General features: G+C 62.8%; 22 protein-coding genes and 1 pseudogene. 14 read left to right on the top strand and 9 right to left on the bottom strand.

All coding sequences use genetic code 11. The annotated features are described in order from the left end of the window. Nucleotides 1-6 precede the first annotated feature (6 nt). Nucleotides 7-1,347, top strand: a complete 1,341-nt coding sequence (locus tag FDW84_RS04715; protein ID WP_138607036.1) for a 3-oxoacyl-ACP reductase — start codon at nt 7-9, stop codon at nt 1,345-1,347. Beyond that, a complete protein-coding gene (locus FDW84_RS04710) occupies nt 1,344-2,258 on the top strand; it encodes a MaoC family dehydratase (protein ID WP_138607034.1) in 915 nt (304 codons plus the stop codon). Before FDW84_RS04715 ends, FDW84_RS04710 begins: the two co-directional genes overlap by 4 nt. Here FDW84_RS04710 and FDW84_RS04705 read toward each other — a convergent pair. From FDW84_RS04705 to FDW84_RS04685, 5 genes are all read right to left on the bottom strand, one after another. Then, nucleotides 2,255-3,307, bottom strand: coding sequence for an FUSC family protein (locus FDW84_RS04705; protein ID WP_138607032.1), 1,053 nt, complete (start codon nt 3,305-3,307; stop codon nt 2,255-2,257). The two genes, FDW84_RS04710 and FDW84_RS04705, sit on opposite strands and share 4 nt — an antisense overlap. A 144-nt stretch (nt 3,308-3,451) precedes the next feature. After that, entirely contained in the window at nt 3,452-4,561 is a 1,110-nt protein-coding gene (locus FDW84_RS04700) for a serine hydrolase domain-containing protein (RefSeq protein ID WP_138607030.1), read from the bottom strand. 28 nt (nt 4,562-4,589) lie between these two features. Beyond that, complete coding sequence (locus FDW84_RS04695) at nt 4,590-5,687, bottom strand: glutathione S-transferase family protein (RefSeq protein WP_138607028.1); 1,098 nt, start codon at nt 5,685-5,687, stop codon at nt 4,590-4,592. A gap of 9 nt (nt 5,688-5,696) precedes the next feature. Beyond that, a complete protein-coding gene (locus tag FDW84_RS04690) occupies nt 5,697-6,437 on the bottom strand; it encodes a M50 family metallopeptidase (RefSeq protein WP_240721391.1) in 741 nt (246 codons plus the stop codon). Between the two features lie 150 nt (nt 6,438-6,587). Then, nucleotides 6,588-6,890, bottom strand: a complete 303-nt coding sequence (locus FDW84_RS04685) for a DUF4193 domain-containing protein (RefSeq protein WP_138607024.1) — start codon at nt 6,888-6,890, stop codon at nt 6,588-6,590. A gap of 209 nt (nt 6,891-7,099) precedes the next feature. Here FDW84_RS04685 and FDW84_RS04680 point away from each other — a divergent pair, with 209 nt between their 5' ends. Both FDW84_RS04680 and FDW84_RS04675 read left to right on the top strand, forming a co-directional pair. Further along, nucleotides 7,100-8,245, top strand: coding sequence for a glycosyltransferase family 9 protein (locus FDW84_RS04680; protein ID WP_240721378.1), 1,146 nt, complete (start codon nt 7,100-7,102; stop codon nt 8,243-8,245). Continuing rightward, nucleotides 8,242-9,213 carry a glycosyltransferase family 9 protein gene (locus tag FDW84_RS04675; RefSeq protein WP_138607020.1) on the top strand — a complete coding sequence of 324 codons (972 nt, stop codon included), beginning with the start codon at nt 8,242-8,244 and terminating at the stop codon, nt 9,211-9,213. The genes FDW84_RS04680 and FDW84_RS04675 overlap by 4 nt, the downstream gene beginning before the upstream one ends. 326 nt (nt 9,214-9,539) lie before the next feature. Here FDW84_RS04675 and FDW84_RS04665 read toward each other — a convergent pair whose 3' ends face one another. Then, nucleotides 9,540-10,214, bottom strand: a complete 675-nt coding sequence (locus FDW84_RS04665; RefSeq protein ID WP_171046655.1) for an SGNH/GDSL hydrolase family protein — start codon at nt 10,212-10,214, stop codon at nt 9,540-9,542. Between the two features lie 134 nt (nt 10,215-10,348). Between FDW84_RS04665 and FDW84_RS04660 the strand changes: the two genes are divergently transcribed. The 7 genes from FDW84_RS04660 to FDW84_RS04635 all read left to right on the top strand — a co-directional run bounded on the left by FDW84_RS04660 (nt 10,349) and on the right by FDW84_RS04635 (nt 17,215). Beyond that, entirely contained in the window at nt 10,349-11,083 is a 735-nt protein-coding gene (locus FDW84_RS04660) for an HNH endonuclease family protein (protein ID WP_138607016.1), read from the top strand. A gap of 881 nt (nt 11,084-11,964) precedes the next feature. Further along, nucleotides 11,965-12,954, top strand: coding sequence for a glycosyltransferase family 2 protein (locus FDW84_RS04655; RefSeq protein ID WP_171046654.1), 990 nt, complete (start codon nt 11,965-11,967; stop codon nt 12,952-12,954). Next, nucleotides 12,951-13,361, top strand: coding sequence for a GtrA family protein (locus FDW84_RS04650; RefSeq protein WP_138607012.1), 411 nt, complete (start codon nt 12,951-12,953; stop codon nt 13,359-13,361). The genes FDW84_RS04655 and FDW84_RS04650 overlap by 4 nt, the downstream gene beginning before the upstream one ends. Further along, on the top strand, nt 13,354-15,228 hold the full coding sequence (locus tag FDW84_RS04645; protein ID WP_138607010.1) for a glycosyltransferase family 39 protein: 1,875 nt from the start codon (nt 13,354-13,356) through the stop codon (nt 15,226-15,228). The genes FDW84_RS04650 and FDW84_RS04645 overlap by 8 nt, the downstream gene beginning before the upstream one ends. Before the next feature lie 268 nt (nt 15,229-15,496). Next, complete coding sequence (locus tag FDW84_RS19640) at nt 15,497-15,730, top strand: hypothetical protein (RefSeq protein ID WP_240721377.1); 234 nt, start codon at nt 15,497-15,499, stop codon at nt 15,728-15,730. Further along, complete coding sequence (locus FDW84_RS19635) at nt 15,682-16,038, top strand: GNAT family N-acetyltransferase (RefSeq protein ID WP_371419132.1); 357 nt, start codon at nt 15,682-15,684, stop codon at nt 16,036-16,038. The genes FDW84_RS19640 and FDW84_RS19635 overlap by 49 nt, the downstream gene beginning before the upstream one ends. Before the next feature lie 337 nt (nt 16,039-16,375). After that, the gene (locus tag FDW84_RS04635; RefSeq protein WP_138607007.1) at nt 16,376-17,215 is read left to right on the top strand and encodes a hypothetical protein; all 840 of its coding nucleotides are present in this window, start codon (nt 16,376-16,378) and stop codon (nt 17,213-17,215) included. Between the two features lie 110 nt (nt 17,216-17,325). On the opposite strand, the gene FDW84_RS04630 is transcribed toward FDW84_RS04635, so the two are convergent. Next, the gene (locus tag FDW84_RS04630) at nt 17,326-17,586 is read right to left on the bottom strand and encodes a hypothetical protein (RefSeq protein WP_138607005.1); all 261 of its coding nucleotides are present in this window, start codon (nt 17,584-17,586) and stop codon (nt 17,326-17,328) included. A 395-nt stretch (nt 17,587-17,981) separates the two neighbouring features. Between FDW84_RS04630 and FDW84_RS04625 the strand changes: the two genes are divergently transcribed. Genes FDW84_RS04625 through FDW84_RS04615 form a run of 3 tightly spaced genes read left to right on the top strand, consistent with a single transcriptional unit; the run spans nt 17,982 to nt 19,640 of the window. After that, nucleotides 17,982-18,590 carry an RNA polymerase sigma factor gene (locus FDW84_RS04625; protein ID WP_171046653.1) on the top strand — a complete coding sequence of 203 codons (609 nt, stop codon included), beginning with the start codon at nt 17,982-17,984 and terminating at the stop codon, nt 18,588-18,590. Nucleotides 18,591-18,592: 2 nt separating this feature from the next. After that, on the top strand, nt 18,593-19,246 hold the full coding sequence (locus tag FDW84_RS04620) for a hypothetical protein (RefSeq protein WP_138607001.1): 654 nt from the start codon (nt 18,593-18,595) through the stop codon (nt 19,244-19,246). Between the two features lie 55 nt (nt 19,247-19,301). Beyond that, the gene (locus FDW84_RS04615; protein WP_138606999.1) at nt 19,302-19,640 is read left to right on the top strand and encodes a hypothetical protein; all 339 of its coding nucleotides are present in this window, start codon (nt 19,302-19,304) and stop codon (nt 19,638-19,640) included. Nucleotides 19,641-19,995: 355 nt separating this feature from the next. Here FDW84_RS04615 and FDW84_RS04610 read toward each other — a convergent pair whose 3' ends face one another. Further along, a complete protein-coding gene (locus FDW84_RS04610) occupies nt 19,996-20,304 on the bottom strand; it encodes a DUF6966 domain-containing protein (protein WP_138606997.1) in 309 nt (102 codons plus the stop codon). 358 nt (nt 20,305-20,662) lie between these two features. Next, nucleotides 20,663-21,244: pseudogene (locus FDW84_RS19630) on the bottom strand (recombinase family protein). Nucleotides 21,245-21,251: the final 7 nt, after the last annotated feature.

Genomic DNA, 21,251 nt, shown 5'->3' with positions numbered 1-21,251 from the left:
AAACGGATGACAGACAAGTACGCACAACTCGTGAACCACGGCCTGGGCCGCAACGTCGCAAGGAAGCTGGGCCTTCCCCAGCCAGCGGCCCTGCGCCGGTACCAGCCCGGACAGCCGTTAATCACCGGACCCGTTTTGGTACAGGGAAGCTCTGCAGGAGCAGACACCCTGGCCACCGAACTGCTCTCCTGGGACCTGGACGTCAGGCGGCACGCGGTGCCGCGCGAAAAACTCGGCGCCATCATCCTGGTACTCGATGAGGTGGAGCGCCCGGAAGATCTGGAAAAGCCCATCCTCGTGGCTGGAGCGTCCCTGCGCGATCTCGCCCCTGGCGGTCGGGTACTTACCGTATCCCGGCCGGCCCCGGAGGCGGATTCGCCGGCCGCGGCTGCTGCCAGGCAGGGTGTGGACGGGTTCCTGCGTTCACTGGCGAAAGAGCTCCGCGCCGGGGCGACCGGTAACGGGATTCTCTTGGCGGAGGGTGTCCAGGTGACCAGCCCCGGCGCACTGGCCGCCGTCCGGTTTTTCCTGTCCGGCCGCTCAGCCTTCGTCGACGGGCAGTTCCTGAAGATCTCCAGCCCCGCGGGCGAGCTATCCCACAACCCCGAACAACCTTTGGCCGGCAAAGTTGCCGTAGTGACCGGGGCTGCACGGGGGATTGGCGCGCAGATTGCCCGGACGCTCCACCGTGACGGAGCCACCGTAGTCCTGGTGGACCTCCCGGCCGCCGGCGAGCATCTGGCAGCGGTGGCCAACGAGGTGAAAGGCACAGCCCTCCAATTGGACATCACCAGGGAGGACGCCGGCCAGAGGATATTGGAGCATGCTATGCAGCGGCACGGACGCCTAAACATTGTGGTCCACAACGCCGGGATCACCCGGGACAAACTGCTCGCTAACATGGACCAGTCCCGCTGGAGCTCGGTAATCAACATCAACATCGTCGCGCAGCTGCGGATCAATGAAGCACTCCTCGGTTCCGAGCATTTTCGGGGAGCACCGCGTATTGTTTCCGTCGCCTCCACCAGCGGCATCGCCGGCAACCGGGGGCAAACCAACTATGCGGCGTCCAAGGGGGGAGTGATGGGAATGGTCCGTGCCAGCGCACCGCTGCTGGCCGCTGTCGGCGGATCCATCAACGCCGTTGCGCCGGGCTTTATTGAGACGGAAATGACGGAGCGCATCCCGTTCGCACTGCGTGAGATCGCCCGCCGCGCGAATTCCCTCCAGCAGGGCGGCCGGCCCGGCGACGTCGCCGAAGCCATCGCTTTCCTGGTAAGTGATGCAGCCGCCGGCATTAACGGTGAGGTGCTGCGGGTCTGCGGACAGAACATGGTGGGCGCGTGACGCCGGCCCAGCCGGTGATCCTGGGGGAGATGCCGTCGCTGTCGAAGCTCTATGTGAACGCCGCTGCCCAGGCGGCCCGCCGCAGGCTGTTAGGTACCCATGATGGCTCGGGCCTTCCTGCCGAACGCCATGAAGTCCGCGGGGTCACCGTGGACGTCGCCACCCTCACCGCGTACCAGCACCTCATTGGCGAGACGGCCAGCGACGTGCTGCCCGCGGGGTTCATCCACGCGCTGGCCTTCCCCTTGGCCATGAGTGTGATGAACAGGGACGATTTCCCGTTGCCCCTGCTCGGCATGATCCACCTCCGCAACGCCGTACAGCAGTTGGTCCCGGTCCTCTTCTCGGACATGCTGGATGTAACTGCCAGGGTGCAGAACCTTCGCGGGCACCGTGCGGGCACCCAGGTGGATGTCGTGGCGGAGGTGCGGAAGGCGGACTCGGCCGACATCTGCTGGCGCGGGGTATCGACTTACCTCGCCAAGGGGGTGTTCCTGCCGGGCATCGACAAGCCATCCCCTGCCCCTGCCCGGGCAGACTTCAAGGCGCCCGACCCTACCGCCATCTGGCAGCTTGGGGTTGATACCGGCCGCGCCTATGCCGCGGTTTCCGGTGACTTCAACCCGATCCACCTCAGCGTGCTCTCCGCCAAGGCGTTGGGCATGCGGCGATCCATAGCCCACGGCATGTACCTGGCCGCCAGGGCGCTCGCCGACGTCGGCCCTTCCCGCGGTGACGCTTTCAGCTGGGAGGTGGACTTCGACGCGCCGGTCTTCCTTCCCTGCAGGGTCGCCCTGGACATCAACACGGTGCAGGACGAGCCCGGCGGCGGATGGAGGCGTTCCGACTTTGCCGCCTGGAACCCGAGGTCCGGACGCCGCCACTTCAGCGGATCAGTCAGCGCACTTTAACCGGTTTCCCGCACAGCACGCAGGATCCTGTGGAGGCTCAGGAGGACGGATTCGGACGCCAGGACGATGCCCCGGTCAGTCTGCCGCACGGCGGTGGCGGCCATGCACGCCTCCACCGCCGCCTTGGCCGTTTCGAGCTGTCCCTCCTGCGCTTCCCCGTCAGCGTCGCTGAAGGAGCGTAGAAGGTCCCCTGTGGCGGTCAGTGCATTTGCCAGCGGTCCGCTCTCCGGAAGCGGCACGCTGTACGGTAGGTCGCCCTTCCAGATAACGTCGGACAGCACATCAGTGATGTCCTGGATGTGGAAGGTAACCCGTTCCAGCCCGCGCAGGTTCCGGTAGTCCCGGTCGATGTCGCGGGGATACAGCTTTCGCCTGGGGTTCGCCCTGCGGCTGGCGTCGGCTTCCTTCACAAGGTGCCGGACTGAGCGGGCGGCCTCGGCAAGTTCATCGGAACGGCTGGACCAGTCCTCGTGCTTCGGCGGCCACTCTTCCTTGAGCGCGGCCCCCATGTCTGTAAGCTGCGTGCCCAGGACACGCCGCAGCTCATCCAGACTGGACGCTGCGGCGCTCAGGTGCAGCGGCGGAAAAACCAGGAAGTTCACAGCTATCCCAACGCCAACCCCGACTCCCATCTGCAGCAGGTAACCGAAGGAAAAGTCGTCAGGATTACTGCCGCCCACCAGCAAAACCAGCAGCGCCGCCGTCGGAATCCAATCACTTCCTGAGCCGATCCAGGGCAGGCCGCCCAGCAGCACCCCCAGGCCCATGAATATTGCCACCGTCAGGGGCGAAGGCCCGGCGAGGTTGACCAGCACGACCGCAAGGCCGATGCCAAGGGCCAGGCCGGCAAGGGCCTGCAAACCCTGGCGCATGGAGCCGGCAACATTGTGGTACATCGCCACGAGCGCGCCCAGGGGAGCGTAGTAGGGATAGTTGGCGGCGGCACTGGGCATCAGCGGCGCGATGAAGAAAGCGATGCCGGCAGCGAGCGCCGCCTTTGCCGCCAATTGGAGCCTCTGGGCGGCGAATGCTGACGAGAGTCCCGCCACAGCCCGGTTTAGAAGACGGGTCCCCCTTGCCCACCGGATATTCGGACGTGCTGTAGCTTTACCCATCCGCCCCACAGTATGGGCCCGCCGGTGAATGCAACAACACTGCTGGTCAGAGGGGCGCCGCGGGCACTGGAAAGGCCGTCAGGACAAGGCAGCGGCCGAGCGGCGGACTTCGGCGGCGAGCCGGTGGGCCTTGCCGGGCGTGCGCCCGTCCTCTGCACGCTGGGGGATGTAGCCAAATCCGAGGCCATACACTGGGTCCGCGAAACCCAGCGCGGCATTCGCGCCCTCGTGGCCGAACGCCCGGTGGCTGCCGAAGTTCCGTGACGGGTGCGGTTTCATGAAAACGACGGCGAACGCGTTGTCCAGCCCCGAAGAGCGGTCCAGGCCCCACACCTGTTCCCGGGACATCAGGTCAACGGTGGCAGGCTTGAGAAAGGGGGTTCCGCCGTCCGCACCGGTGGTGCAGGCAGCGTACAGGCGGGCCAGGCCGTCGGCTGTGCCCACGCCGCCTGCTGCCGACATCCCTGCGGCACGGACGGCACGGATGTTGGGAAGCTCCATGATGGTGCTGACAGGGGCATTGCTGTTCAGCCCTTCGAGGCTCAGGGGGTCCACCCAGGGCTGCTCCGGGATGCCCGCATAGATGACGTCCCGGTACCGGGCTTCCTCTTCCTCGGGCAACCCAAGGAAGAAGTCAACTCCGTACGGGGCACGGATCCGCCGTTCATAAGCCTCCTGCAGCGTTTCTCCCGCGACGCGGCGGCACAGCTCCTCCATAATGATGCCGATGGTGAGCGCGTGGTAGCCAAACTGGCGGCCAGGCTGCCAGGCGGGGACCGCCGCGGCAAGCCGGGCCGCGGCGGCCGGGCTGGTGAATTCCGCCAGGTCGAAGCCGCCTTCCACGCCGATGACGCCGGCCTGGTGGGACAACGCCTGCCGGACCAGCAACTGGTCCTTTCCGTGCACCCCGAACTCCGGCCAGTAATGCGCAACGGTCTGGTCGAGGTCCAGCAGACCGTCCTGCACCAGCAGCGCAACCACCATGGCGGCTACGCCCTTGGAGCAGGAGTAGGCGCCTGTCAGGCTGTCCGGTGCCATTTCCGGACCGCCTGCCAGCCGCACCACCTGGACACCATCCTGGTAGGCGGCCAGCTGTGCGCTGTACTGCGGGTCCTCCTGCAGGAATGATGCGAACAGATCCTGGACGTTCTCGTAGCCTGGCGCTACAAAGCCTTCGGGTGCATGCATGCGGCCCAGTCTATCCAGAAAGCGCTTACTATCCCTCGGCTTCAGCTCCGTGCCCTGGCGCTACTTCCTCGCCTTTCCGGACAGGGCCCGGCGGGGTCCCCTCCCCAAAGGGCCGTCCTCCCAGCGATTCCCGGCCGTGGGGCTCCAGCCAGCCGCCGAGGTCCGGTCCGGCAGGGACGATCCCGGTGGGGTTTATGTCCTCGTGGACGATGTAGTAGTGCTGCTTGATCTGCACGAAGTCCGTGGTGTCCCCGAAGCCCGGAGTCTGGAAGAGGTCCCGGGCGTACCCCCACAGGGCGGGCATTTCCGAGAGCTTCTGGCGGTTGCACTTGAAGTGCCCGTGATACACGGCGTCGAAGCGGGCCAGCGTGGTGAAAAGCCGCACATCGGCTTCCGTGATGGTGTCCCCCACCAGGAAGCGCTGGCCGGAAAGCCGCTCTTCAAGCCAGTCCATGGCCGTCCACAGCCGAGAGTAGGCGGCGTCGTACGCCTTCTGTGAACCGGCGAACCCGCAACGGTATACCCCGTTATTGACCTCGGTGAACACGCGTTTATTGACCTTGTCTATCTCTTCGCGAAGGTTATCCGGGTAGAGGTCCGGCGCCCCAGGGCGGTGAAATTCCTTCCACTCCGTGGAGAAGTCCAGGGTGATCTGGGGGAAGTTGTTCGTGACCACGGCACCGCTTGCAACGTCCACGACCGCCGGAACGGTGATGCCCCGCGGGTAATCCGGGAAGCGCCTGAAGTAGGCCTCCTGCAGGCGTTCGATGCCCAGCACCGGATCCACTCCGCCTGGGTCAAGATCAAAGGTCCAGGAGCGGGCATCATGAGTCGGGCCGGGCTGGCCCAGGGACATGGCGTCCTCCAGGCCCAAAAGGCGCCGGACTATCACAGTCCTGTTTGCCCAAGGGCAGGCGCGGGCGGCAATCAGCCGGTAGCGTCCCGGTTCCACGGGCCACCCGGGCTCCCCGTTGGGGCCGGGGGCGGCGTCCCTGGTGATGCGGTCCTCGATGTAGTTGGTGTCGCGGTTGAATTCCGCTCCACCGGTGACGTAGGCGCCGCGGGTGCTGTGCTCTGTGCTCTTTCCGTCGGAGGTCTGCTTGATGCTCTCAGTGTCCTGGCTCATGGCACCAGCCTATGCGCCCCTGGACAGGACCGTTGAGATTGGTTGCCACGCCCAAAGCCAGGAGCCGGCCACCAGGGCGGCGAAGAGGACAATCCAGACGGCGGAGGGGACTGCCGTGGCTCGCCACAGCAGGTAGGCGTCCGAACTCGCCAGCCGTTCCCTCCGCCGAAGGTGCACATGGGCCAGCTTCACGAGGTCACGCACGGCAGCCACCAGCAGGGCCAGGCCGAGAATGACGGAAACGTGGCCGAGGAAGGCCTCCGGTACCAGGAGCACCAGGAGCAGGATGCAGGCAATCCCGGCGGACGTAATAAGAAGGCCGGCGAGGTTTCGAAGAAACAGCAGTGACGCTGCCAGCGCAAACCCGCCACTGACGACCGCCGCCGGCCCCCACCCGCTGAAGCCGCACCACACAAACGTGGCACCCACAATCGCAGGGACGGGGTATCCCCAAAAGCAGGACCATGCGGAGGCGCGCTTGCTGCGGCTGTAGGTGGTGGTGGTGCCGGAATGGTCGAGCCGGAGCCGGATGCCGGAGAGACGTTGACCGCTCAGCACGGCGGCCACGGCGTGCCCCATCTCATGCGTGGCCGTCGCCAGCAGACCGAAGTACCGCCAGGAACGGCGTGGCACGGACAGGCCGGCGGCTATCACAAGCGTCAGGAGCAGTTCCGTGAAGGTCACATCGGGAGCGTCTGCCCGGGTGAAGGCGTCCGACAGTTTTTCCCAAAAATCCACGGGCAGGGTCATCATGCCCTCCTGCCGCATCGGTCATCACGTGCCATGGCCCCCACGCTACCGGGCCCGGCTGTATGCGGCCTTAAAACCGAAAGGCACGCCAACAGTCAGGCGTGCCTCTGGATCCACAGGGCCGGGTTTCCGTGGCCCTTGACTGTTAATTTAGCCTTCGCACTCGATGCAGTAGCTGTGCCCGTCCTTCTGGAGCGCAATCTGCGACCGGTGCCGGACAAGGAAACAGGAGTAGCAGGTAAACTCATCCTCCGCCTGGGGAATGACCTGCACCACGAGCTCTTCGGCCACAAACTCGCCTCCGGGCACGCCGGCGCCGTCGAGCCCGTCCGCCTCATCAAGCTCAAGCACAACGCTGCGTGCGTCGGGAGCATTAGCAGACTGGAGCTGCTCGAGGGAGTTGTCCTGCGACTCCTTGACGTCGGAGCGCAGTTCATCGTAATCGGTTGCCACTTTAGGTGCTTCTCTTTTCTTTCGTTCGCCTGTCGCGTATGAAACGTACAGCATACTCCGGCTATTCCCCAATAGCCGGAGAGTATATTGGCCATCCCTTGGGTAAAGGTCAAAAGGAGGCAGCCGGCGGTTCTTGACCGCAGAGTGGCTGCATGGGCAGCGGAGGGCGCCGGAGACGGCGCCACTTCGCACTATTTGAAGGGGTGCATGTGGAGCAGCTCACGGCAGAGTTCGGCGGTTCACGGCAAGTAGGTATTGGTGTTGGTCCTGTCCTGGAAAAGTTCCAGGAGGTATCGAGGATCGTCGTCCTGCGCGGCGGAGGCCTGGGAGACTTGATTTTCGCCATCCCCGCCATGGCCGCGCTGAAGGCCGCCTACCCGGGGGCGACTCTTACTTTGCTGGGCACTCCCGCCCATAAGGCACTTCTTGCCGCAACAGAAAGTCCCGTGGACGAGGTGTGCGTCCTGCCTTTCGCTGAAGGCGTCCGCCCCGGGGAGGAAAACGCTGCGGAACTCGACGCGTTCTTTGCGGACATGCGCAGCCGGCGGTTCGACCTGGCCGTCCAGGTCCATGGTGGGGGCCGGTACTCAAATCCTTTCCTTCTTCGCCTGGGGGCGCGCCACACTGTCGGGACCCGAACGGCGGACGCCGCGAGCCTGGAACGGACCGTGCCGTATATCTATTACCAGCATGAGCCGTTGAGAGCGCTGGAAGTTGCAGGGTTGGCCGGGGCCTTCCCTGTTGACCTGGAGGCCCGGCTGGCGCCCGTAAAGGGCGTGGTTCCTCCCGCCGTCGTTATGGACGACGGCGGCGGGCAGCCTTTGGTGGTGATGCATCCCGGCGCGACTGATCCCCGTCGTCGGTGGCCAGTGGAGCGGTTTGCTGAACTTGCCGCAGCCTGTGCTGCCGACGGCTTCCGCGTGGACGTGGTGGGGGACAGCAGCGAGCATCAGCTCGCCGAAGAGATTGTCCGGCTGGCAGCTTCCAGCCAGGTCCGTTCACTCGCCGGCAAATTGGACATGGGAGGGCTGGTGTCCCTTCTGGCGGCGGCTGCAGTGGTGGTTGGGAACGACAGCGGTCCCCGCCATTTGGCCCAGGCACTCGGTGTACCCACCGTGGGGATCTTCTGGGCTGGCAACGTGATTAACGCCGGGGCGTTGGGCAGGAGCCTGCACCGCATCCATGCGGCTTGGGTGACTGTGTGCCCCGCCTGCGGCATCGATGTGACGCAGGTGGGCTGGACCGCGCCGCGGTGCGAGCATGACGACTCGGTGGTGGCCAGCGTGGGTGTCCAGGAGGTATATGAGGATGTCCGGAGCCTGGTGGCTACTGATACCGGTCGGCAGGATTCATGAGCGGCGGAAACACGCTCGACGCCATTCAGCCGGCCACCGGGCAGGATGATAAGCCCGAACTGCTGGTCCTCAGGGCACTGAAGCTCGGAGACCTGCTGGTGGCGGTCCCGGCGCTGAAGGCGCTTCGCCGGGCATATCCGGAGCACCGGCTGCGGTATGCCGCCCAAGGGTGGCTTTCGGAAGCGCTGGGACTGGTGGGCGGATACGAACTTTTGCCCACCCACGGCCTGGACGAACCCCTGGCGGTGGAAGCGGGAGTAGTGGACGTGGCGGTCAACCTCCACGGCAGCGGCCCGGAGAGCCAGGGCCGGATCGAAGCGCTTCAGGCGCGGCACACCATCGGACACCGGAGCAAGTATCGGGAGGGGCCGCCCTGGCGCGACGAACTGCATGAGCGTGAACGGTGGGTGCGCCTCCTTGAGTGGCACGGGATAGCCGCTGACCCTCTTGACGTGCAGCTGAACAAGCCCCACGTCCCGAGTCCCGTTCCCGGCGCTGCCGTCCTCCACGTGGGGGCTGCGTACGGCAGCCGCCTTTGGCCGGCGGAACGTTTCGCTGCCGTTGCCGCCGCCTTGGACCAGGCCGGGCACCATGTGGTCTTCACTGGCGGCGGCAGCGAACGCGAGAGGGCCCTCGATGTTTCCCGACGCGCGGGGCTTGGCGACGGAGCGGTGCTCGCCGGAAGGCTGGGCCTGGGGGAGTTCGCTGCCACCATCGCGGCCGCACGCCTTGTAGTATCCGCCGATACCGGCGCTGCCCATCTGGCGTCGGCATACGGGACACCGTCGGTGGTGCTGTTCGGGCCGGCTCCGCCCGAAATCTGGGGTCCGCCGCCAGGACCGCACATTGTCCTCACGCGGGCGGAACTGAGGCGGGGTGAAACATTTGCTGACCAGCCGGACCCGGCTCTGCTGGCCGTCAGCGTGCAGGACGTCCTGGCTGCGGTGCGGGAACTAAACGTCCTTTAACGCTTCGGCCGGCACCCGGACAGGCGCCTGAGGACTCCTCCGGGCGCCGGGAAAGTCCTAGAATTTGGTATGGGCGCTGACATGGTAATTGCCTTGGTATTGATCACAGCGTTCCTCTGGCTAGGGGGAACATTCGCCATCCTGTCCGCCATTGACCGGCCCGAGAGGAAAGCCCGGCGCCAGGAGCGTAGAGCCGGCCGGAAGAGCCAAGGCCGGGTCCTATACCGCCCGGTTGTCCAGGGCTCCCGGCTTGAAGGTAAGCCAGGGCAACGTCGGCCGCGGAAGCTCCGCCCGCACTGACTGTGCCCCCCTGACGCTGGCCTTTTTCAGCCTGATATTACGATCGAGGCCAGCTCTGGCAGGTCCGCGGCTGCCGGCTGTGCTGCCCCCGCAAAGCACGCGATGGCACGGGCAATCTTTTGCCCGCCCTGTGCCGAGGGTTCAATCGGGTTGGCGTAGTCGCCGTCCTCGCTGCAGATCAATCGCAGGTCAATCAGGCCGGCGCCGCGGGAAAACGCGGCCCTGGTGATGGCATCGTTGAAAAGGCAAAGGGCGGCTTTGATGACCTTCTGGCCCGGCTCCGAGGGGGGAGTGTCATAGATGGTACAAACGGCGCAGGGCAGGCCTCTCGCCTTCAGCGCGTCCAGCATGGCTTCGTACTCAGCCGCGAACCTTTCCGCGGCTGCCCCGAGTACTGAGAGCGCCTCACCCACCGAGAATGTTCTCTGCTGAAGCAGGGGCGCGTATCCCAAAGCATCGTTGCCGCCAACACTGACCACAAGATGGGTCGCATCTGCCGGCAGGGAAGCGAGTTGGCGGAGGACACCTGCGGTAACGTCACCGTCCAATGCCAGCAGCGTGCACCGCCAATCCGGCAGCTCGCCCCTGAGCTGGGCCACGACGTCGGGGCTGCCGCCAACGTAGGCACCGTTGTCGAAGATGGAGTCGCCCAGCAGGACGACATGCCCCTTGCCGGCTGCCGCCGTCGAAAGTTCTTCCATCAGCACATACTGCACCCCTTTGCGGGTGGCTGCCAGTGCCCAAGTGTGACAGGCGCAATGCCAACGCCTCCCGCGGACGGGCATGCGGCACCGCTAGCGTGTTCAGGAACGCATGACCCAACACCTGAAGGAAGATGACCATCAGCAAGTCCAGGGCCATCACATCCGCCACCCTTCTTACGGGAATCCTCCTGGCAGGCGCGCTCGCCGGCTGCGATACAGCTGAAAGGGCAGGGAATGCGCTTTCGGAGGCCATGCGCGGCGGGCAAGGCACCGCCGTTGGAGCTTCAGCGACACCCCTCGGGCCCTCCGAGGTCGCTGAGGCGCTCTCGCAGCTGGAAACTCTGCCTGTCAAGGGCCGCGCCCCTAAGACCGGGTATGCGAGGGAGGAGTTTGGGCCGGCCTGGGCGGACGTTGACCGGAACGGCTGCGACACCCGCAATGACATCCTTGCCCGGGACCTGGAGGCGGAGACGTTCAAGCCAGGCACGCGGGACTGCGTTGTGGCCACGGGAGTCCTCGCTGACAAATACACAGCAGCCACTATTGACTTCGTCCGTGGCGAAGACACCAGCTCGGCAGTCCAGATCGACCATCTTGTTCCGCTCAGCGACGCGTGGCAGAAGGGCGCCCGGCAGCTCAGCGACGACCAGCGCAAGCAGTTCGCCAACGACCCCCTGAACCTGATGGCGACCGACGGTCCCACGAATGGGGCCAAGGGGGACAAGGATGCTGCCACCTGGCTGCCTCCGAACAGGGCGTTCCGCTGTGAGTATGTTGCCCGCCAAACAGCAGTCAAGGTGAAGTATCAGCTTTGGGTTACCCAAACTGAACGCGATGCCATCGCCCGGACCTTGTCCTCCTGCTAGTTCTTACGCGCGCTGCATGCGTCCAGCACCGTGGTTGCCGCCGCCATGCCCAGTCCAGGCCTCCGGCAGCCTGCCGCGCTGGCGTGGGGACAACGATATTGAAACCCCGATGCCGTGATTTTTGTGTGCTGTTTGGGTAACTTGTAGGTACTCGTGGTTGAGCAGTCAGCCGGCAAGGCACTCATAGAGAGTCTCCTGAATCTCAATGCCGACAGTTACCTGCCCGGGAATCGCGCGCTTAAGCGCTCTCGCCGCTGCAACTCCTTCAAACCCTGCCTGCGCATCTCCCTAAGCATGCCCTTGGGAACCGTGCGCGCAAGAAGGGTGGAACACCAGTTCGAAGAGCACGCTGGAGTCTCCCGAAGCACGTTGATTAAGACCACCTGACGCCCCAACGACGCGGCATCAGGTGAAGGCGGCTCGGGTAGGGCGGGCCGCCGCCGTGGGCCGGTGCCACCGTTGGGGGACCGGCCCACGGTCTGGAAACTAGGGGGTTGAGGCCCTTTCGGACAGTGCCGACGAGGCCCATCCTTAAATTGTGTGTTCGCCACGGCAGGCGGTGGGCCGTCAGCACAATGGCCCTTCCAGTGCGGCAGCTTCACTACAACCGCGTCAGGGAGCCTCATGAGCTGTGAGGATAGCCATGGCTGGTCTGGGATTAGCTGGCAGAGTAGGTCCTGGCCGTTTCGCGCCCGCTCCAGCACCAAACAATTTTCTGGACAGCCAGTACGGGTATAAGCCGGCGTTAGCCACTGTTCAGTCAGCAGGGCGTCACGCTGCAGGCGGGACAAGGGCCGCGCCGCCGGTGCGTTATTCTGGGAGTAAATCCACTTCCGCAGGCGGTCAGTCATGCCTGCACATATGAAAGCTGACGGCACATTATGGGGTCTCCCGCCAGTCCGAAGACGATTACCTATGTCTTTCCAATTTATAACGAGTCCGGAAACATCAAGCGGCTGTACGAGGAAGTTTTAATTGTCACTGCCGATCTGGACTTCGGTTTGGAATTCGTTTTTGTCAACGACGGCAGCCGGGACAACTCCCTGCAACTGCTCCGGGACCTGCAGGCGGAAGATCCTCGGGTAGTTGTCATCGATTTTGCACGGAACTACGGTCACCAGGTGGCCGTGACCGCGGGTCTTGATGCCGCCAGAGGTGACGCGGTCATCATCATGGACAGTGACCTTCAGGACCCGCCCGGTGTCAGTCTAGAGCTGATCACGCAGTGGGAAAACGGCTTCGATGTTGTGTATGCCCAGCGCCGGACCCGCAAAGACAGTGCCTTCAAGAAGTTCACCGCTTGGGCGTTCTACGTGATGCTCAAGAAAGTCGCCTCCATTGAAATACCTGCCAACACGGGAGATTTCCGCTTACTGGACCGCGCAGTGGTGGACGAGGTCAAGAAGTACCGTGAGCACGATCGTTTCCTCCGGGGCATGATCAGCTTCGTAGGGTTTGAGCAGACAGCCGTTCAATTCGATCGTGATGAGCGGTTGGCAGGAAAGTCCGGCTACCCGCTGAGCAAAATGCTCAAGCTGGCTGCCGACGGGATTTTCGGCTTCTCCACCTTCCCGCTGACGCTGATTTCCCGAATTGGAGCGATTACTGCCCTGTTGAGCGTGCTCGGCATTGTTTATGCCGTCGCAATGAAGTTGTTTGTGCCCAGCGCAGTAGTCGAAGGTTGGACGTTCATCGTTATATCAGTCCTTTTTGTGGGGGCTCTGCAGCTGATGATGTTGGGCATCCTGGGAGGCTATGTCGGCCGGATCTATACCGAGGTGCAGAACCGGCCGCTCTATGGTGTACGGGCCATCTATGGAAGCCTCGGCAGTCACGAAACGTCCGTCCGCGCTAAAGTCGACGTACGATGACGACGGCGCCCACCGGGCTGGCAGCGTCGACAGGCAGATTTGCGATTGTAGGTATAGCGAACAATCTCATCGGTTATGCCTTATTCGCCGTTCTGACGCTCCTGTCCGTTGCCGCTATCCCGGCGATGACCGCCAGTTACTGCCTCGGCATGTTCATCAGCTACTTCGGCAATCGGACGTTCACCTTCAAGCACACCGGACGGGCAGGGTCATCTGTCGTGAAGTTCCTTGTGGTCAACGCGGCGGGCTACACCCTTAACGCTGCACTTCTGTGGTACTTCGTGGAGCACCTGGGATTCCCGCAGCTTGCCGTACAGGCTGTTGCTATCGGGTGTGTAGCCGTACTGACGTTCACCTTAATGCGTCTGTGGGTATTCAAGCACGAGACGGCGGCCACCAATGATTGATTCGAAGGTCTCCGAAACAACGGAAGCACCTGAACAAACTAAGACGGAGGCAGCGCACGCAGCGCCGAGAACCACCCCGATACGCCGAATTGCTATAGCCTGCTTCCTTGCGGTAGCCGCCGGGCTCATCGCGCCGTCGGTGATGCCGTCCAGGGCGTTCCAGGTTGTTCTTGCTGCCGCAGTGTTTGTCGCCGTCTTCGGAGCCCCCACCACCCTCAGCTTTTACGTCGCACTGCGGGACCGGATCCGCGGGTGGCGGGACGAGCCGGTAAGGCACCACAAACTAACTGCAGCGCCAGGACTAATCTTTTGCGGCGCCCTTGCCTTCATCCTTCTGGGCGTGTTGTTTTGGCCGTTGCGGCAGGTCGCCGCTTATGACTCAGTGCGCACGGGGCTGGGCGCACTTCTTGCCCTGCTTGTACTTCCGCCCCTGTATAGCGCAGCCTTCCTGACAGGGCGCAAGCTGCAAACTGCTCTCCCGTGGGTCCGCCCTGCTTTTCTTGCGGTGATCCTGTCCCTGTTCCTGCTGGTTCAGTTGCGCATCGGTTATGCCCTGCAGGTCCTCCCGGGCTGGGACGCAGGGGCCGTCGCGGAGAGCGCCTTCGGCATCGCCGACGGCAGCATGGCGACTTTTTACGACTACTTCCAGACGTATCCGAACAATCTTGCAATCACTGTTGGCCTAACCAAGTATTCGCAATTCCTGATGGCGATCGGGATTCCCTCCAGCGGATTCCTCTTTGGAGCCATAGCCCTGAACTGCGTGGTGCTGTGCACAGCGATCCTGCTGACTTACCTTTGCGCCCGCCATCTCATCAGCGAGGGCGCCGCCGTTTTCACCCTGTTTCCTTCGGCGCTCTACATCATGTTTTCCCCCTACATTTCAGTGGTTTATTCCGACAGTTTGGGAATCGTGTTCCCTGTACTGCTCCTGTACCTGCACCTCAAAGCCGTGCGCGCCCGCGCCTGGCAGATGAAGATGGTGCTGTGGATCCTGCTGGGAACGGTTACTGCCGTGGGTTTCAACCTTAAACCCACAGCCGTTTTCGCGACTGCGGCCATAGTGGGCGTTTACGCTCTCGAGTACTTACTGCGCCCGGAACGCTCGCTGCAGAAACTGCGTGCCGTCGTCGTAGTTGTAGTTGCCACCGGTCTGGGCTTCGGGGCCACGCACACAGCCCTTTGGCATGAAATCAAGTCACAGCCCTATATCGGGTTCGATATTGATTCAAACACCAGGGCCTTTCCCTTGACGCACTTCCTGATGATGGGTGCAACTGGAACCGGTTCGTTCAGCCAGGACGACGTGTTTGCAACGGCTGCCATCGAGGATCCGGCCGAGCGCTACCGGCACGGACTTGAGGTATACGGTCAGCGCGTTGCCGAGATGGGGTACCCCGGGTACCTGCAGTTCCTTGATCGCAAGGCCGTTTGGACGTTCGGTGACGGCAGCTTCCATTCCTGGGGTGAAGGCCTCCTGATGACCCAACAGGATCCGTTCCCCATCAACGATGCGCTCAGCAATGAGATTCAGGACCATATGTTTGGTAATGGCGCCCATTACAGCGTTACAACCACCGTGTGGCAGTCGGTCTGGCTGGCGTTGCTTTTCCTGGTGGCGCTTCCTCTCAAGGTGCGGTCCCCGCGGTTGCTCACGTCCAACGCAGCCATCATGCGTTGGTCACTGCTCGCCCTTACGCTGTTCCTTCTGTTCTTCGAAACCCGCCCCCGGTACTTGTATCTCTACCTGCCGTATTTTGTCCTGCTCGCAACTTTGACCATAGATGCCCTTTTACGCCCCAGGTCCGCGCAAACTACGGGCATCACCAAGGTGCATTCTCCGCAGCCTTCAGGAATCCAGCAATAGTAGCTATAAGCAGAACAAGCAGGTTCCGGAAGTAAACCGCCTGTTCTGCTTTAGATCGAAGCCCTCCAGGCTGCAAACCGAAGATGCCCCGAAGGTTCCTGAATTGCGAAACGAGTGCCAACCTCCAGCATGTTGGCACTAGCTGTTCTGCACGGTGCCGAGGGGAAAGTGGACCTGCAGATTCGCACAGATACGCCGACTCCGGATCTTCTCCGCGGGGCACTTCGGGGCGTCCCCGTTAGGGCGTTTGCGGTATAGAGTCGAGGGGATGTTTGAACTCGTCCCGCCGAATGTTGCCTTCCACCAGTCATTCCTTGAGTCTCACCGTGAGTGGGCTGGCGTTCATCAGGACGGTGCCGCCGTCTTCATGGCGAAGGACGTCACCAGCTCCGAGGGCTTCGCGGATTGGGTTGGCAAGTTGTTGGACGCTGAAAGCGCGCCCGAGAAGGTGGCATTGTTCCGTGCACGTACCTTTGGATCACGGAGGGCTCACGCTACGTAGGGGCGATTGCATTCCGGCACCATCTGACGTCGGCTCTCCTGAACTCGGGAGGGCACATCGGCTATGGGATTCGCCCCTCCGATCGCAGGAGGGGGGCGGCAACCTGGGCTTTGCGGGAATTGCTGGTCCGTTTGGCCGCACGGGGAGAGCCGGATCGTGTTCTGCTGACCTGTGATGACGAAAATTCGGCGTCGATTAGAACCATCGAGCGTTGCGACGGGCGGCTCGAAGATGTGCGAACGGGTGAAGATGGCCGGCTTTTCCGCCGGTACTGGATTGACCTGGGAACACCTGTAGCAAATTTTTGAACGACGCCCGATGCGTCGACGAGCACGATTCTTGTTGATCCTGCCGTGCATCGGGCAACGAAAGCTACTCAGCCGCAACAATGCTCGTCAATGGTAACCAACCAGCGGGCCAAGCTTATGTGCACGTAAGCCGGTGGGTTAACAGACACACTTCCGCGTTCGATCGGGGATCCCCCAACGGGCGCCCGGTAGGCCACCCTCTTTCGGGACGTTATGCGGACGGGCCTCTTTCGGATGTTTTTTATACCCCGGGTCCAGCTCTTCGGCTCTAGCAGTAGAGTCAAAGTCGGCGGAACCGTCAAGGGGTTGGAGCTGCCGTCCGTAGAAAGGAACAATTGTGGTCTCCAAGGAGCAGGCTTCGTTGACCGATCCGGCGTCGCCGGTCTTCGGCTTCGTCGCCACGGCTGTGATGGGTGCACTGCCGCTCATTGATCCGTTCAAGCTGAACAGCACCACGCGCCGCGCTCTGCACGCCGCAACGGCTGCAGCAACCGGGATATATACGGCGGTCACGGTGGACCGGAACAGCACAACACTCGTCCCGTTCAGAGCGGTGGCAGGACTCGCGGCTACGGCTGTCGCCCTGCGTTTCGCCGACGCCGGCGATGCGCTTGATTCCCGCATGGTGCAGAAGCTGCGTTCAGCCGGGGTGAAATACCCGCGCCGTTGGATGGCAGCGGGCTCCGCCGCCCTTACCTTTGCCGCATTCCTGGCCGACCGTGCCGCGGCCCGGAAAGAAGAGTACGAGGCCGTATCGGGTCTGGAGCGGTTGCAGCCTGTCGGGCCGGCGGTCCACAACCTGACCGAAAGCATTCTGCGGGCTACCGACGTTGCGGGCGCCGGCGCCCTACTCGCGCAACTGGATGTTGCGCAGGAGATCTATTGGGATGACGGATTCTCCTCGACGGCGCAGTTCAGGGTTCCGGACGAACTGCCGCGCGCAGTGCCGCACAACCAGGTCTTCCCGGTCCGCGCCCTGTACACCGCGCCGAACGGACTCCCGCTCCAGGTTTTGTTGCAGGTCTTCGACGGCAAGATCGACCATCTGGCCATCGACGCCGTTGACCCGGAATATCCGGACTCTGTTGATGATCTCCTCGACGCTTGGCCAGACCTATCCGCGGTCATCTACGTCCTCGAGCGCCCGGACGGCAGAACCACCCCGATTCACTCGTAGCCCCTCGCCCAAACGGGCCTTGGGTAGAGGCACGGGGCCGGAAGACCTACTTTCCTGCTGCTGCGCCCGCAGGGCGATCCTTCCCCGGGCAGTGGTTCTTTTTTGGCTAGTTAGAGCGGACGACCGTAGGGATAGTCCACCCATAGCCCGGTGCCGTCTTCTGGGCATGCCAGGTCGGCGCCCTTTCGCCTGGACGAGTAATCAGCTGGGAAGCGGGCTCCCTGAAGAACGGCGTTCAGATCGACGCCGTGTTCCTCGCGTCCGTCGGCGAATCGGACGTCATACTGGATGCTGCGGTAACGACTCTTTAACCAGCGGCGCCTCTTCCATGTGGCAGTGGCGCGGATGGCAACAGGCATTTGTGAACTCATTCCTACATCCTTCCTTACCGCTCGCCCTCGTGGTTTGATCGGCGGATGAAGGCGCAATCGACATGTGCCCGTAAGCCGGTCCTCTACTGCGACAACCCGGTGCTGACCTGAGGCTTCGCGAAGCCGATGATCAGGGTGTCCCGTATACCTCGCCCGCAAAAATGCCCGGTGAAGGTGCCCTAAACGCTACACGCAAATTTGTCTCGAAACCCTTCCTTTACTAAGACGGGACGAGCACTCCTCAATGAGTCCTAACCCCCGGCTCCCAACGCGGGCCCGGTAACAAGGATCCCGTACCGTAACCCTAGGATCAGAACTATCCGCCCGGCTTCGCGCACACTTTGGCGGGACGGGAACCTTTTGGCTTCCCGCGGACACTACAAGGCATGAGGCTAATGGGGGAAACCGACGAAGACCTGTGGCGTGAGTGCATTGGAGGCAACGCTGACGCATTCGGGGTCCTGTTCGACAGGCACGCCGATGCAGTTTTCCGGTACTGCTTGTCCCGCTGCGGTTCCTGGCACGACGCGGAGGAACTCGTTTCAGTCACCTTCTTGGAGGGCTGGCGGAAGCGGACCAGACTCCAGCCGGAGAAGGACACTTTGCTGCCGTGGCTGCTAGGTGTGGCAACGAACGCGAATCGCAACCGGGCCAGGGGATCTCGAAGGCACGCCGAATTCCTGGCCAGGCTGCCGCTCTCGGACCCCCGGCATGGCCAACCTGAAGCAGACCACGCGGAGTCGGTCGCCTCGAGGCTTGATGCAGAACGGTCCGTCCGCGAATTGCTGGACACGACCGCCGGCCTAAGTGACGGGGAACGGGACGTCGTCCTCTGCCTGATGAATGGAATCGGTCAAGAAGAAGCAGCTAAAACCCTCGGCGTCCGAACCGGAACAGTGAAATCGAGACTCCATCGCGCCCGCGCCAAACTGGCGGCGATGAACCAAACACTAGAGCCCGATGAACCACTCGACCCGACGATAGTTGAAGCGAGAATTTCATGAACTTGTCTGAAGTGACCTATCCGAAAGACACGGAAAACCGTGTCCAGAACCTCCTCGTACAGGAAGCCCGCCGGAAGGCAAAACCAGCCCCACGCTGGCGTAAACCGGCATTGCTGACCGTTGCGGGGCTCGCATTGGCCGGAACCACAGCCGCCGGCGTCTACGTAGCTTTGGCACCAGTGGAGGACAAACGTGACATCCGCTGCTATTACCGCGCCGACCTCACCACCAGGCCACCTGTTGTGGGAGTGCCCGGGGAGACAAAGAACCCATACATAACCACCGGAACCTTTATCACTGGATTCGACGCCAAGAGCAACCCCAACCCGGACGACAAAAACGCTGGAATGCAACAGACCGCGGACCCCATAAACCAGTGCAGCCGCGTATGGGACATGGGGAATATGCTCCAGACAGGTGTCAACGATGACCTCATTCCCGAGGGTTTCGTGTCCCCGACTCCAGGTGCTATGCCCACTGTAGAGGGAGTTAGAGACCAGAACGGCGAGCCCCTTTTCCCGGACCCCGCTATCAGGGCGTCCGGAAACTACATACCGTTCCTGACCGCATGCGTCGTGGACAACACCGTCGCGGTCATTCCGGGACCCGCCGAGGTCTGCGCGCGGCTCGGCATTCCAACGCTGGACCAGAAGTAAATCGAGTTTGCTGGGTGGTAGCCCACGAGCCGTTACATAGGGGGACGAAAATTTAGTGACGACGCCGAACTTGCAGCAGCCCGTCGAGGAGCGCATGGGCGCGTGGAAAGCCCGCCGTAGGCGCTACCACGTTATATCGACCCTTTGGTCGGTCCTTTTCATCTTTCCGGTGGTATGTCTGGGAACCTACTTCGCGATCATCCTGGTGGATGCGGCCGGGCCCTTGCTGTCGGGTGAGGTCGGATACGGGCATCCTGAATACTTCGGCAGGCAAAGCTACGTGAACACTCACAGCGTCCTGCTCGGGGCCTGCATCGCGGCCTTGGGGCTGTTCTGCATCTTCTACATCCCGTGGTGCCTGCGCGCCGGACGGGACCGGAAGCCCCGTATGTGAACTAGCTACTGGATTTTTCCATGGCTTCTCCACCCGACGTTTCTTCCTGACTGCGATGAGGGGACCCCTATCCGCTAAATCCGGTCCTTCACCTGCGGGACCAGCTGATAACGGCGACAGCCGGGCTGCACCAAGCGACAAATAGCGCCGTGAAAAGGCCGCCATCTATCGTCGAAAGTCACACGCGAAGCCGATGTTCAGGGTGTCCCGTATACCCTGCCCGCAAAAATGCCCGGTGAAGGTGCCCTAAACGCTACACACCCACACGCCTCAAAACGCTAGGGTTTCGAGGCAACTTGTCTGTGACGGTGCCGCGGCTGGCAGGGATAGGCCTCCGCAGGCCAGAATGTGTTGGTCAGGAGTTGCGCAGAAACCAGGACCGGCCGCGCCGCAGGGCAGCATACAGACGGTCAACGGCGTGTCCTGCAGCTGCATAACCCACGTCCCTGAATGAGCCCATCCCGCCGCGATACAGGGTAAGGCCCTGGGCCGAGGCCTCGCGCAGACCACGCCGATCAGAGACGTCGGCGAACAACCCGTCGAGCCAGTCAGCGGTATGGGCCCGCTGCTCATCCCGGCCCAACCGAGCGGCTGCGCGGACCTCGGCAATCGCGGAAAGGATCTCAGTCCGAGCGGCTTCGACGGTGCGCGGCTTAGTGCTCATAGGGCAATTATAGAGACGACATTTTTGGGTGCGTGAACGCATCGGCAAATGGACGCTAGGGGCGACATTTAGCGCTGCGAAAAGGCCGCCATTCATCGCTGCGCTTCACAGCGCCAGCATCCGGGCTGGAAAGTTTTGTAGGGGACGCGCACTGTCTCATCTATGGATACTTTACCAAGATGGGAGGAGCCCGCTCGTCCAAATTTTCTGAGCCCTGCCTTCTGTCATTTTCCGAAGTCGTCTGCGCATCCTGCCCTGAAAGTACGTGGGTTGTGCAGGCGGGTATGGACATTTGGTTTCCGTACCCGCCTGCACAAACCACCATTTGGTCGTCGGCGTGGCGGTGCTGAATGGTTCCCTATTGGTCTGTGAGGACTCGTGATCGTCTGTAGAAGGTTGCCCGGGACATTCCAGGTCCCTGGAAACCTGGGCCGCTGGCTCTCCACTTTTGACCAGTCGGACCGCGTTCTGAATCTGGCTATCAGTGACCCTGCGGGGTCGGCCCCCAAGGTTCAGATCAGACTCTCGTCGCTTGTTAATGAAGTCGGTGACGCGTTCGCGCTTTATTCCGTGTTCCATTTGCGCCAGGGCGGCCATGATCGTGAACAACATAGAGCCCATCGGCGTTGCTGTGTCGGCGTCGCCTCCGCCTAAGTTCAGGACGCGCCGGCCGGCGCCCCTGCTTCGGAGTTCGTCGGCGAAGGCAAGCATGTTTTGGGGATCGCCCGAGGCGGTCCAACGTCGTGATGACGAGGGTGTCACCCTCCATGAGCGCGTCGAGTGCCTTATCAAATTGGGGTCGCGACGAGCGCGCTCCGGAGACGCCCTGGTCGACGTAGAGGTCATCGGGTCGAACGCCGGTGGCGAGCAGGTCCGCCCGTTGCCGGTCCGTGGACTGCTGCCGCGTCGAAACTCGTGCATAGCCAATAAGTTTCGACACGGAGGCC

The organism is Pseudarthrobacter sp. NamE5 (genome assembly GCF_005796225.1).
GTDB lineage: Bacteria > Actinomycetota > Actinomycetes > Actinomycetales > Micrococcaceae > Arthrobacter.
Note: the sequence above shows the minus strand (reverse complement) of the source record. Positions and strands in the feature narration are given on the sequence as shown.